General features: G+C 47.3%; 8 protein-coding genes. 1 reads left to right on the forward strand and 7 read right to left on the reverse strand.

Annotated features, from left to right (window positions below):
- Positions 1-295 precede the first annotated feature (295 nt).
- From AB3N00_RS05100 to AB3N00_RS05120, 5 genes are all read right to left on the reverse strand, one after another.
- Positions 296-1,381, reverse strand: coding sequence for a Gfo/Idh/MocA family protein (locus AB3N00_RS05100; RefSeq protein WP_175396457.1), 1,086 nt, complete (start codon positions 1,379-1,381; stop codon positions 296-298).
- Positions 1,374-2,318, reverse strand: a complete 945-nt coding sequence (locus AB3N00_RS05105) for a helix-turn-helix domain-containing protein (RefSeq protein WP_413033615.1) — start codon at positions 2,316-2,318, stop codon at positions 1,374-1,376. The genes AB3N00_RS05100 and AB3N00_RS05105 overlap by 8 nt, the downstream gene beginning before the upstream one ends.
- A 21-nt stretch (positions 2,319-2,339) precedes the next feature.
- On the reverse strand, positions 2,340-3,344 hold the full coding sequence (locus AB3N00_RS05110; RefSeq protein WP_413033616.1) for a Gfo/Idh/MocA family protein: 1,005 nt from the start codon (positions 3,342-3,344) through the stop codon (positions 2,340-2,342).
- 420 nt (positions 3,345-3,764) lie between these two features.
- Positions 3,765-9,029, reverse strand: coding sequence for a S8 family serine peptidase (locus AB3N00_RS05115; RefSeq protein WP_413033617.1), 5,265 nt, complete (start codon positions 9,027-9,029; stop codon positions 3,765-3,767).
- Between the two features lie 637 nt (positions 9,030-9,666).
- Positions 9,667-11,124 (reverse strand): alpha-L-fucosidase, encoded by a 1,458-nt coding sequence (locus AB3N00_RS05120; RefSeq protein WP_413033618.1) that lies wholly within the window; start codon positions 11,122-11,124, stop codon positions 9,667-9,669.
- Between the two features lie 113 nt (positions 11,125-11,237).
- Here AB3N00_RS05120 and AB3N00_RS05125 point away from each other — a divergent pair, with 113 nt between their 5' ends.
- Positions 11,238-12,080 carry a helix-turn-helix domain-containing protein gene (locus AB3N00_RS05125; protein ID WP_413033619.1) on the forward strand — a complete coding sequence of 281 codons (843 nt, stop codon included), beginning with the start codon at positions 11,238-11,240 and terminating at the stop codon, positions 12,078-12,080.
- 75 nt (positions 12,081-12,155) lie between these two features.
- Here the strand turns inward: AB3N00_RS05125 and AB3N00_RS05130 are convergent, their stop codons facing one another.
- Entirely contained in the window at positions 12,156-13,229 is a 1,074-nt protein-coding gene (locus AB3N00_RS05130) for a glycoside hydrolase family 99-like domain-containing protein (protein WP_413033620.1), read from the reverse strand.
- A 28-nt stretch (positions 13,230-13,257) separates the two neighbouring features.
- A complete protein-coding gene (locus tag AB3N00_RS05135) occupies positions 13,258-14,277 on the reverse strand; it encodes a glycosyltransferase (RefSeq protein WP_413033621.1) in 1,020 nt (339 codons plus the stop codon).
- Between the last annotated feature and the right edge of the window lie 240 nt (positions 14,278-14,517).

Below are 14,517 nucleotides of genomic sequence, written 5' to 3' on the forward strand. Positions count from 1 at the left end.
CGATATAATGTCTAAACCTTATACCATTAACTCTTATTCATAATATAATTCCGAGTAAACAGATATGCAATAGTTTTTTTTGAGGAATCGTCATTATTTTTTAAATCTCGATAAACTCTCTTCTCACTTTGGGGATATTTCGGTTTTGGGATATTTCGGTCGATGAATAATGCTACAACCCTACGTTCACTACGTTAGCAATAGGTATTATGCTTGTTCGGCCAACGAAAAAGACGTTGTCGTGATATACGACAACGTCTCTTCAAAGTGTATCTGTGTTCTAAATAATTTCACTTTACTCGTTCAAGTAAACGGCTTTCCCTGTCCGGGCAGATTCATAGAGAGCTTCCAGGATTTGCGACACCACCAAAGCCTGTTTAGGAGTAACTACAGGCTCCTCATCCTTCTCGATGGCTTCGATCCATTTTCTCATCTCCACATCCGGTGCGCTTTCCGACTTCCCGTCGTAAAAGGCGACTCCGTCCGCACTGAGTGAGATTTCATTCGTATAGAGACGGCTGAATTTCTCACCGTTAATGCGAAGACCGTTCTTCATATCGGCTCCAGCTTCCGTTCCGCTGAGACTGCATTTGGCTTCATCCACATCCAGTGAATTCAGTGCCCAGCTGGATTCCAGCATAATGGTCGCACCATTTTCCATCACGATCATGCCGAAGGCCGAATCTTCCACCGAGAATTTCTTCGGATCCCATGGCCCCCATGCATTCGCTGCATTTTCCTTTTGGGAAAGCTCATGATATGTTGTGCCCAGAACGACCTTCGGTTTGTAGTTATCCATCATCCAGAGCGTCAGGTCCAGTGCATGTGTGCCGATATCGATCAATGGTCCGCCGCCTTGTTTCTCCTCATCCAGGAAAACGCCCCAAGTCGGTACAGCTCTTCTTCGAATCGCATGTGCTTTGGCAAAATAAATCGATCCCAGCTCTCCTGCTTCACACATCTTTTTCAGGTACAAGCTGTCTTCTCTGAAACGGTTATTGTATCCAATCGTCAGCTTTTTGCCTGTTCGTTCAGCAGCTTCAAGCATGCTCTGTGCTTCGGCAGATGTCTTCGCCATCGGTTTTTCACACATCACATGTTTGCCAGCTTCGAGAGCAGCAATGGAAATTTCGGCATGTGAGATATTTGGAGTGAGTACATGAACGATATCAAGCGTTTCATCTTTCAGCAATTCCAGATAATCCGTATACACTTCAGCTTCAGCATTGCCATATTTCTCTTTGGCTTCTTCTGCACGTTCCGGGACAATATCACAGAATGCAACCAGTTCCACATTATCAAGCTTGCTGAGACTCGGCAGATGCTTGCCATTCGCAATCCCGCCACATCCTACAATTCCGATACGGTACACTTTACTCATATCCATTCACCCTCACTTTTGATTTGGTTTGTTTCATTTTCCGAAAAGCTGAGGGAGTCATCCCCAGACGTTTGCGGAAAACGGCATGTAAATAATTGGCATTGTTAAAACCTGAGACAAGCGCAATTTGCTCGATGGATCCATTGCTCTCCTCCAGATTGCGGCAAACCGCACCCAGGCGAATATCTTCCAGCACACGACTGAACGGCATGCCCGGCTGCACCTGGTAAAATATTCTTTGCAGCTGTCTGGTGCTGATATGTAGCTTCTCTGCCACATTTTCCAGTGTCAAGGCATTGGAGTAGTTGGCCTCCATGTACTGGACGGCATATTCATACCTGTACATGGACATATCCCGCTCCGGTGCTTCTACCCGAATCTCTCCGTTATCGTGGGCACGAACGGTTCTCAGCAGGATGCTGATCACCAGCTGTTTAATGGAAGTATAATATCCGATCAATTTACGATCACATGCTTCATACGCTTCCAAAAAACAGTTCATGGCCCGATGGTAATCCTGCACCGGAACAAGTGGCAACGCTCTGAGCTTGGCGATCGTTTCCTCGGATTCTGCTGCCTCCCAGGGATCTACATTCTCTCTGGGCTGCTCCACAATATCCACATGAAGACACAGTTCATCCATGTCCTCTTCGGAATCGGCCTCCTGGTAATGAACAACGCCTGGCCCTGTCAAATACAGCATGCCTTCGGACAAAGAATGCATCTGGTCTCCCAGAATGACTTTCCCCTTGCCCCGCGGAATAAAATGAAATTCGAATTCCGCATGGTTATGAAAATCAACGATTCGACCTGCCGGAAAAGATGTCAGATGAAATCGTAAAACCCGAATTTCGTAATGTCCCCATGCAATGGAAATATCCAACCGCTCAAGGAGGTCCTGTCGTTCAAGCATTTTTTCAAAAGGATATCGGTTCAATATCGTACCTCCCCAACCAGCCTAACCTTGTAAATCACCCAGGGAGATCCTGCGTCCTTCTTTGGCAGAGGTGTTGGCAGCCTCCATCAGGCGTGTCAATTCGGCGGCGATCTGCAGATTTTCAGCAGCCAAGGAATCGTTCTGAATATGAGAGACCCACTGACTGAATGCGCTTTCTCTTTTATCCAGCAGGGGAAGCTCCGTCCACTCCTTATAGGCCTCTGTCCCCGCATTGGTGCGGAGAAGCAGCTTGTCGTCAGGTGTTCCGTACAACAAGGTTCCTTCCGTCCCATGAACTTCAATGGTAAATGGAGAATGACTATTCACAAAGCCAGCCTCTACCACACCAATCGCTCCTGAATCCGTGAACAAGGTGGCAACAGCATTATCTTCTACCTCTTTGCCGGTGACATAACCGAAATTGGCATTTACGCCGGTCACTTCTTGCCCCAGGAAGAGTCTGGTCAGATACATAGGATGGCACCCCAGATCAATCATAGCACCTCCCTGGCATTCCTCCAAGCTGTAAAAGTGCTGCGGCAGCCAATCTGCAATGGCTCCATTGTGAGACAAGCGAACCCTGACATAAGTCACTTTTCCCAACAGGCCTTGCTGAAGCACGTCCTGAATGGTTAACGTATACCCGTCATTCAAGCGAGGTAAGGACACGGTCATTTTGACTCCTTGCTCACGCACCTCAGCCATGATCGCATTGACATCTTTTACTGTTGAAGCGATGACTTTTTCCGTAAAAATATGTTTACCTGCTTTGGCAGCAGCGGTAATTACGTCCTTGTGGTCACGAGTAGGTGCGTCCACAATAACGGCGTCAATATCCTTCTGTGCCAGCATCTCTTCAAGTGACGCATAGAAGGGTACATTCAGACGGCTTGCAGCTTCCTGCCCGCGCTTGGCATCTTCATCCCAAACTGCGGCTATTTCAGTGTCCTCATGCTCCTGGACTTGCTTGATGTAATCCCATGCATGCACATGCCATAAGCTTATTTTGCCGATTCTGATGGTCACTATGTCTTACCTCCTAGTATATAATATCCTGACAACTAAATATAAATTATCACAGACTTCATTTCATTTTAATAGGAACGGACGACAACAAATATATAAAATTGCGACATTCATTCCAAAACCATCGATCCAACTAGAACAAAAATATCTACCCTCCCTACCTCGTGATCAGTAAGGTTCAACCGTTTGGTTAACTCTTGGTCATCCGGAGAATAAAAAGAGACAAGGTGCTCACGCATATACATATGCATGGCACCTCGCCTGTTGAATCATTGGATTCGTTATCCAGTTGAGCATTTTGCATAAATCCAATAAGTGACTTCCAATCTTCAATATATAGATCGAAATGGTTCTATTCGTCTATATATTGCACCCCGGAGCGAGTGGAATCGAATGATGCAAAATACTGAGTTAAGAAATTTAAGGAAGCAGAGTCTCCTCGGCAGGTGGTTCCGGGCTCGGATCCTCTGGGCTCGAGTCCTCTGGGCTCGGCTCTTCCGGGTTCGGGTCTTCCGGACCCGGTTCTTCCCCGGCAGTCACGAACAGCCGTCCTGGTGCTTCGGTCTCGATTTTGTTCCCTGCTGCGTCTTGGACACGAATGACGATGACTCCTCCCTCAAGTACCAATGTGGAAGGTGTAGTATACGTGCCCGTATAGTGGCCAGGCTCCGTTTCCACCAATGGAATCTCGGATCCGCCTTCAGTATTCAGATTCAACGGCAGCTGAATTCGGAATGATGCCGTCAGACCTGGAGCACTGTCAAAGGAAACTGTTACGGTTTCTCCTGACGCAATGCGTACATCTTCTGCAGGTGTAATATTGGTTAACTCAGGGAGCGTTGTTTCCACATAAACCTTACGGGTTACCGTCGCTTTATTGCCCGCGAGGTCCGTCGCAATGACCGTAATTGTGTTCTCCCCTTCATTGACGAGAATACGATGACTGAAGCTGCGATCTCTCTCCAACTTAACCGTCTCGCCGTTTACCGTAACCTTGTTGAGAAATTGTTCCACTGCGCTGCCCGAAACATGCACAACTTCTGCATTGGTCCGGCTTCCTTCCTCTGGTGTAAGAAGTGTTAATTGCGGCGGCGTTTGATCCTGGATAATGACAACTGGAAGCGAGCGGTCCGTTACTTTCCCACCGATCACTGCTTCTGCTGTGAATGCATTGACCCCTGGACGAAGTTTGGCGTCCAACTTAAACTTCCCATTTTCAACCGTTGTGGTTCCTGCCACATCTTTGCCATTGTAGATTTTGATCTGAGCTCCATTCGCCGGAGAGGTTCCGGACACGGTGAAGGTCGATTTATTCGAATACGTGTTCGTCGGTGCCGTAATGACTGGTGCGTTTACCGGATATCTCACCACCGCACGAATCATATAGTTTCCCTCTTCCGCTGGTGCTGTGCTCCACACGCCGCTTACACGCTGCCAGCTCCGCCCCGCATTGGTGCCATTCTCGTCGGTTGCCAGTCCCGGTGCGCTTGTCCCGGCCACAGACTGTACATAAACGATATAGAAATCGCCGTTCACGATAACTGGCTCCGGGAATTCAACGCTGGTCCACTGATCGTTACGTAAAGCTGTACCGTCAAACGGTCCTGCCAGCAAACGTCCAGGTGCGCCATCTGCGCCGGAAGCATCATATACGGCATACTGGAATGCTGTTCCACCAGGTACAGGCCACTCGGTGTTCCAGAATCGAAGCGATGCACCTGTTACTTGAGCCGTTGCCTGCTCAGGTGTCATTCGCACAGCCCAAGCATTATCAGCGGCAACAAAAGCTCTGGCATTCTCAGCTGTTCCATCGTCATATGCGATTTCCCCAGGGAAACCGATAAATGGCTTCAATGCCACACTCGCTTCCGCTGTACCATTTCCAGGCACCGTCACATTTACGGTTTTGCTGTAATAGTCGGCAGCTCTGACGGATAGGGTATAGCTTCCTTCCAGCACATCAAGAACGAAGCTGCCGTCTGCGCCGGTACGAACCTCACCTACCTGAGCATCTTCCAGTACGAGAACGGAAGCGTCGACCAGCGGTTCGCCTGTCCGTTCGTCGGTAACTACACCTTCAATCTGTCCATGAGGGATGGCTTCCAGATTGAAATTGGCTTTTGCTCCATCACCATCGGTGATGGTTACTGTCTGAGTCCGCGGATAGTATCCGTAAGCCTCAGCTTTCAATGTATAATCACCCGCTACATGGGTGAAGCTGTATTTTCCTGTCGATGGGTCTGTTTTCACCGAACGTCCGGTTTCGAGAACGGTGACCGTTGCACTTGCAGGCAGGCTTTGCGGAGTAACGGAACCTGTTTCAGGTTTCTCTGCTTCCGGCTGCTGCTGCTTGGTTTGATTAAATTCAGCCTTATCGGTTCGTGTAACCTTGTACCAGGAATTGTCATAAACCGGTTTAGGTTTGTCACTGCTAAGAACTGCCGCGCTATCTTGTGTTACCGTCTCAGGTGCGATACTCAAAATGCGGAAATCGTCAATATACCAGCCCGTCTTAACCACACTGCTGTCCGAGGTCAGGCGGAATCGGAATTGAACTTCGTTTCCAGTGAGCGCACTCAGATCGTAATATACCGGCGTCCATTGTTTCCCGTTAGAACTATGAGAGAACTTGCCAAGTTCAGACCATGTGCTTCCTCCGTCTGTTGACGCTTCCACATAGCCATAGTCATATCCGCTTTCAATCTCATACCAGTGGTTGAAGGTCAGTGTAGCATCATTGGTTTCCGTCAAATCCACAACTGGCGATACCAGCGAATAGTTCGATCCGTTCTCGTACGTATTATCCAGATCGGTTGCCCAGACATTCGGCGTAGAAACGGCACTTGCAGGGCCATTGACCGGAACACCGCGTTCCCATTCATCCTTGGTTCCCGAGTGGGTCCATCCATTATCGTCACTGCCATCAAAATGATCGACGTAAATATCTTCCGGCACCTCAACCGTGATGGATACCTCATTCGACTTCTCGCTTTCATTGCCACTATAATCCAGAGCAGCAACGGTATAATAGTACGTTGCATCCGTCACTGTGGCCGTATCTGTAAATGTCGTCGCTCGTGTACTTCCAATCGCCTCGTAGTCGGCACCGGATGTCGTCGAACGATAGACAATGTAAGACTCGAGATCCTCATCGTCAGGTCCATTCCAGGACAATGCCACATTACCCAAAATGTCGGCCGCTGCGCTTAATTCTGCAGGCGCCCCCGGAGCGATATCATCCGGTGATTGTACGGAGAAGTCATCAATATACCAGCCTGCCTTTTGGACAGAATTGTCACTGGTCAGGTTAAACTGGATGAACACCTGCTGCCCTGCATATTCTCGCAGATCCACATACTGTGTCTTCCAATCACCGCCTGTTCCCGTGAAGCTTAACAACTCTTCAAACACGTAATCATTGTCTTCGGTAGCGATGTACACTTTGCCGAAGTCAATATTGCTCTCCAGATCAAACCAGTGTTTGAAGGAGACTAATGCACCTTCCGGACTTTCGGTAAGATCAATAGGTGGTGCCAGCAGGTATGCATTGCTGTTCCCTGCATACGTACCTTCCAGGTTGGTTGCAATCACCTTGTCGCCGGAGGCTGCACTGCCAGGACCACTGACCGGTGCTCCCCAAACCCAGGTGCTTCCTGTTCCGCCTGTTGAGAAGCCCAATTGATCTTCTTCAAAATCCTGAACATATCCTGGCTGTACACCATTGGATACAGCCACTTTATACACCTGGCTCTCAAATCCGTTATTGCCGTAATCGTTAACCCGGATATAATACTCCACCCCTTCCGGCTCAATCAGAAATGCCGGAATGGTAGCTGAATAGGTTCCATCCTTGCTATCTCCCGCGATGCGGTTCATCGGCAGATAGACGTACTGACTCGTGCCTGTCGTTTTGGCGAATGCTTCTACCGAAACCACGCCAACGTTATCCGTTACATGCGCAGTGAGCGGGATATCAAGTCCTGTGAAAGCTGAGTTAACAGGTGTGTGTGCCAGGACTGGTTCCTCAAGATCATCTCCTGCGGTAACCACCCGCCCTGATACCGTTCCGATCCCTTCAAGTACAGAGCCGACAGCATCCAGCGCATTAATAATGCCATGTCCGTATCCATTGTTTGGCGATGTTGGATATTGACTATCCGTTCTCGGAGTTGCTGTATCCATAATAATCTGTTCCAGCTGATCTACGGTCAGGGAATGATTGGCCTGAAGCAGGAGTGCTGCAAGTGCTGTGGTATGCGGGCCTGCCATGGATGTTCCGTCCCATCCTCCCTCATATACCCCACCTGGAACAGAGGAACGGATATTGACCCCTGGTGCCGAAACTTCTGGCTTAATCTCGTCATATGGAGATGGACCGAGGAGTGAGAAGGAAGCCAAATTACCGTTAATATCCGTAGCGCCTGTGGCGAAGCTTTCAGGATAATTGGCAGGATTCGCGACCGAACCTGGGCCTCCAGGATTCGTCAATCTCACATTACCGGCAGAAAACTCGGGGAAAATCTGTGCATCCCGCCAGGCTTGTACCATTGGCCGGAACCACTCGTCCAGTCCTGCACCGCCACCCCAGGAGTTGTTGACCACATCTGGGGCGAGTTCAGGATGAAGGTTGCCTTCGGCATCCACAGGTGCAATCAGCCACTGTCCGCCGTCCAGGATAATGGCATCCGTTGTTTCCGGATTAAATATCCGTACACCGATCCATTTGGCACCTGGAGCAACCCCGATCTGATTGCTTCCATCTTCTTCTGAACCTACCATTGTCCCCATCGTATGTGTACCATGCCCATCCTCATCGGCAGGCAGGGAAGCGTTACTATGTGGATCATACCAGCTGAGCTCTGGATCGACGATATTGCCTGATGCATCAAGTCCTCTCCATTTGCTGCGAAGAGCTGGATGAGTATAATCAACTCCACTGTCCAGATTGGCAACAACGATGCCTGTTCCATCGATTCCTCTCTCCCAAACAGCGGGTGCATTGATATAATCGATATTCCATTCAACGTTCTCTGTCGCCAGGTTACCCTTTGATGCGGCTGCCGAGTCATTGGCATCTGCTGCATCTTCTTTGGCTGGCGTTTTGGCAGGATCTGCAGCCGGGGCCGCACTTGCGTTTTCTTTGCTTACCTCGGCTTTTTGCAAGTAACGTGTTTCGTTAGGAAGGACTTTCTCCACTTCGGGCAGCAGAGCAATCTGTTCCATGACTTCCTTAGTACTCGTTACGGCCAATGAATTGACGATAAAATAGCTTTTATATTCTTTGACCTTGCCCAGGTCAATTTCCTTCTCGAGATAGCTTTCCAGCGTGTACTGAGTCCGAGATGCCGTTTCCCGCAGAGAGCTGACAACAGAATTCCGCACGGACAGCTTGGTTGCTGAAGCCGTTTGTTTCTCTATTGTCGCCTTTTCCATGGCCTGTTTGGAGACAGCTGAGGTATCCACCTGTTCCTTCATTTTCACCAGATAGGTGACATAGTCACTATCTTCAAACTGCTTGGTCAACTTCGCGTTGACTTTGGATGTCGAAACCTTGGCCAGGCCAGATTTCATGTCGATTTTTTGTGATGCGGAGGTTTCAGCTGATACCGGATGTACGATCGAAAATGCAAGGAGAAGCGAGAGCCCCATGGAGATGGGCTTGCGTAACCGATTAATCTTTATCAAACTTTTCCACTCCTTTTACCCGGTTTTTGAGTTATTCTGGTGCATATGCCCTTCTCTGCAAAATCAAACGGGAAAAACGGCCTTTTTGCGGACCACAATAGACGCCCGACTCACTACATAGAGCCTCACCTCCTTTAAAGGTCTGGTTAAGGGACAATGTGAAACAGTAGCAGCTGTTTGTTGATCCTAGAAGTCAAGTAGAGGAAAGATTATGGTTTAGTCATGAGAGTGAATGTCTATAAGCATTCATATGGGAGGGTAATCACGAGCGTTAGCAAAGGACTTGCCAGGGAGTAAATGAATCAATCGATTAGGGAGTAGGTTGAGTGATGTTTGAATCTTTATGAATTTCACATAATATACAATTTGATTTTTAATTGGATTTTTATGGAATAGTATAGAACCAGAATCCGATATATACAAGCATTTTTCTTGATAAATATAGAAATTAAGCCTTTTTAATGCTTTTATAAGTCTATCGTCTCTCACAGATCGGAATCACATTTTCGCAATTGCGCAACATCGGGGTATTTACAGGTCAAATTAGAGTCTTTATAACCAAGACTTATCGCATCACTATCTTGAAATAGAATAGAACGACAAAAAGAACCGGCATGGTTGCCGGCTCCGTCCGTCTTTAGTCCATCTCTATTTTGAATACCACAGGTGAATCGCTCTTTATACTTCTCGTTGTAATCGTAAGGGCATCCGCTGTTCTTATCCAATGAGGTTGTTCCTCAAAACCCAATACCTCTATGCTCTTAATTATTCCATGAAAATGATGAGAATTCTCCTTCAAGGATTGAATACGAACTTCTCCGTCATCCGGATAGACCAGAACCGTTGCGTACAGACTGCTTTCTTTGACTGTAAAACGAATATCTTCACTCGTAAAAATTTTGGTATCTCCGTCTGTGAACTGACCTTCCTTCACTTCTGTCGGGCCTTCTCCGTAGATACGCCAGAAGGTGGTATCATATATGGCTTCGCCATTCACCTCCAGCCACTCGCCGATCGCGAGCAGAATATCCCTGTCTTCATCGGGGATGCTGCCATCCGCTTTAGGTCCAACATTCAGGAGAAGATTGCCGTTTTTGCTCACAATGTCGACCAGGTCCCTGATGATTTCATTTGCTGTCTTGTAGTTATTACTTTCCGTGTAACACCAGGAGTTTTTGGCGACGGCTGTATCAGTTTGCCAGAAGTACGGTTTGAGATCGGCAAATTGCCCCCGTTCCACATCGGGAACGGCACACCCCAGGACAAATGCGTCATGTTTATAGTTAATCGCTACAGGAATCCCCCACTCTTCGCCTTTGTTGTAGTAATACGCGCTGAATTTTTTCAGATAGGGTTTGAAAGCAGCGGTCTGAATCCACCAATCAAAATAAAAGACTCGAGGCTGATATTGGTCAACCAGTTCACAGCAGCGAATCAGCCAGTCTTCCAGAAATTCCGTGGATGGCGGCGAGCCATACAGGTCGTGATGGTCCGGTTCAGGCATGGCAGGCCAGTAAAAATCCCCACGTCTGAGCGGTTCCTTGATATCTGAATCGAATTCCTTCCCGTGGGACATGAAAAACCAGTGCTCGGCCCGGTGCGAGGACACGCACAATGTCAGACCCTGCTTCTCATAAGCGGTCTTCATCTCCCTGAGAAGATCCCGTTTGGGTCCCATTTGAACTGTGTTATAGTGGGAAATGGAGCTTTTATACATTTGAAAACCGTCATGGTGCTCAGCGACAGGCATCACATATCTGGCTCCTGCCTTTTTAAATAGCGCAGCCCATTCGTCTGCATTGAACTTTTCAGCACGGAACATCGGAATGAAATCCTTGTACCCAAAATCCTTCGGGTGGCCATAAACTGCCAGATGATGCTCATGGGCTTTGGAACCCTGGATATACATATTACGTGAGTACCACTCACTATCATAAGCCGGAATGGAATACAGTCCCCAGTGAATAAAAATGCCAAACTTTGCATTTTTGTACCAATCCGGCACCTCAAAAGCACTAAGCGAGCTCCAGTTATCCTTGAATCGGCCTTTCGCAATGGTCGCTTCAATCTGTTGCAAATATTCGTTACTGTCCATGATCTGTTCTCATTCCTTTCGTTATCCTGTTCCCTTGTATTGTAGTGGCATGATGAACGGATAGACATGCAGAACACTAACTTTTGGATGGACAATAATAACCTTGTAAGGAGATGAGAGCCGTGAATCATCAGACGCTGCTTACGAACTACCTGTCCAACCTGCAAGTGGAATTGTTCATGGTCGACTACAATCGGTGCGGAGCCGACTGGCGTGATCTGGATTATACTCCCGACTACAGCAAATTTTATTGGATATGCGAGGGGGAAGGATGGTTGAAGATCAGGGATCAGGAATATTATCCGGCACCTGGACAGCTCTTTTTGATGCCTGAGGGGGTCACTCAATCCTATTCGGCCATTAGTGATCAACCTTTTCTCAAATACTGGTGTCATTTCAGCGCAAAGGTCGGGGGGATCAATCTCTATCAAATTCTGGAGTTCCCTCACTTCTGTTCCATAGAGCGACCTGAGCTGGTCAACGACATCTTTAATAACATTCTTTTGCATGCCAAATCAGGTGAGGTATATGGGCACATGATGGCCAAAAGTAAACTCACGGAGCTCATCTCCCACTATCTGATGAATCTGGATCTGGAGCAGATCACTTATTTGAATATACCTGTTATTGAAAAAATGTCTGCCATACTGGCTTATATCGATGCCCACATTGAAGAGAATATAACGGTTCAGGATCTGGCTCGCATTGCCTATATGCATCCAAACTATTTTATTCGTTTCTTCAAACAGCAGATCGGCACCCCGCCCATACATTACATCACGGGCAAAAAAGTGGACAAAGCCAAGGAACTGCTCTCCTGTACACCAAGCACCATTACGATGATTGCCGAACATCTCGGCTTCCGCGATTTGTATTATTTTTCAAGACTGTTCAAGAAACATACCGGTCTAACCCCTACTGAATTTCGTAAACAAACGACACCGTTGGCAACGTAAGGATAGATTATGAGGACTGGATATGCAGTTCTGAACGTAATATGAAATGGAGTCCCCTATGAGGAACCCCATTAATTATAAGTACATGTTATGGAGTCCTTCGCTTAGTTGGATGACTCTTTTGATCTCTTTCAAATAGGCATAGCCATAATCTTCATCGGGTTCGAGATATGTGCCTTCTGCCCACTCGTTCCAGGCATTGATGAACATGAAGCCGCTCTTGTACGAATTCCGGCTCCGCTCCATCTGTCTGGACAGATACACCCCAAATTTCTCGGGAGTGGAACCAAGTGTACTCTGTCCGTTCATGCCGCGACGCGGCGTATTATCCCAATTTACAAAAGCACCCGGGTATACCACTTCCCCGTTTCGATGTGGCGACCTATCCAGAATGGCAGACCAGACTTTATCATAGTTCACAACAATATGCTTCTGACTCCCGATATTCATCTCGATCCAGATTTCGTTCGTGTGACCATGGGCAAACGTATAATGCGGCTCAAATTCCATGCTTGCGTCAAAAATCTGGTTATTATAGGTCGGGAAACCGCCTATCGTTTGCACAAAATGAATACCCTCCAGCCCATGTTTTATGGCCAGCATGCGCCAGTAACGAATCATATCCTCACAACGGGGAATGCTGGCAGGCCGGTATATAAGGAACATGGGTTTTCCATCCACCCGGATATAGCGTTTGTCCTTAAAAGCCCTGACCAGATAATCGAAATGTTCTTTCCAGTCGCTCTCATCTCCATAATCCTGTGAAATCAGAATATCCGATTCCTGACCATCCCATTTGCGTGTCCAGGTTTCATTGGCCCAAGACAAACAAAATGGGAAATCGGGTTCCCCGGTTTTTATGATCTCGTCAACCGGCTTTTCAAGCAGCCGCTTACCCTTAAACCAGTAGTGATAATAACAGAATCCATATATTCCATATGATTTTGCCGTCTCTGCCTGCCATTTGCGCACCGCAGGGTCCGTCAGATCATAATAATTCTGCTGCAATGGCTTCCTGGGCTGGATATGGCCCGAATATAAGGGAACTGTTTTTTTCACATTCGTCCATTCGGTGAATCCTTCCCCCCACCACTTGTCATTCTCAGCAATCCGATGAAATTGAGGTAAATGTAACGCAATAAGTTTCAATCAGGATTCCTCCATTAGACAGCCGGATTTATCGGAATATACGATCCAGAAGCTGCAAGCTTTTCTGAAAATAGGAATGATTATATTTGACGTAAGCCATTGCCCGGGAAGCAGCCAGTCTTCGCTGATCCACCTGGTTCCAGTAATAGTCGAACTTCTCAACGAGCTGCTCAAGCGAATTGTAGCTTTGGAATACGTCCGTATCCGGACCAACGTTTGATGATATCGAGATTAATTGGAACGTTCCGCAAGCCGCTACCTCCAACACGCTTCTGATCGAAGAGTTGTCCTGAATAACAATTTTGGTACCGTTGTACAACCACTCCCGCTCTTCATGAGCCTGCACAGGGATAAATGCTCCATATCGCTCCCATCCCTTCCCCTCAACTCGTACCTTTTTGCCGGACAATAAGGCATGATTCGCAAATTCAAAAAGGCAACTGCCAGGCTGCGCATCACCAATGATATACACATCAGACTCGTCATGCTTGCGAGCTGTCTGAGGATAGAATACGTTAGAATTCGGTGGAAAAGGAACTTCATAACATAACGCATTACCCATGCGCTGATAGGATGGAATATTCGCCGATTCCTGTGTGAATACATAATCGAATAAGGAGATCACGGATTCCAGGTGCTTTACACCAGATTGATCGGATAACCAAATGGCCTTTTTGATAGGCGAGACCCGTAACGCTTCAATGTTCTCCTCCGGCAGTTCTTCTTCCCCGCCCAGTAGAAGAATCAAATCCGTTTTGGATGTCTCCAGATATGTTCCAATAGGTTGAATTGTTTTGATTTCATATATGCTTTTCACGAGATGCCTCAGACTCTGTTCCACCAGAACGGACATGGACGAAGTCTCTCGATTCATACACGGCGTAATAAGAAGCACATTTAATTGTTTGTACACGACCTTTGGCGGATCATCCTTAGGTGGACGATGACCATCCTGTAAAATTTTCATCAGGTGCTGCTGCAGATCCGTCTGCTGGATGGTCAGATGATGCTGAATCGACTTCAATTTCCGATTTAATATGAAATTCATCTGTCTAAGCAACCTTTGATTGGGTTGCTGGACAGAGAGCTTGTTTTTATGAGATTTGACTTGTATGCGTCTCTTTTTTTTGATGACCAAACCCTCCATCCCAAAGCAGATTGATACTCACTGCCTACAATATGCATGGATGACTGGCTAGGTTTCTAGAGTTGGATTTTTAGGTGTTCAACTATGTGTGAACGTTGTTTCTCCCAATAAATGTGCCAGAACCCCGTGTCCATCCGGTTC

Source organism: Paenibacillus xylanilyticus (assembly GCF_047246825.1).
Taxonomy (GTDB): Bacteria; Bacillota; Bacilli; order Paenibacillales; family Paenibacillaceae; genus Paenibacillus; species Paenibacillus xylanilyticus_B.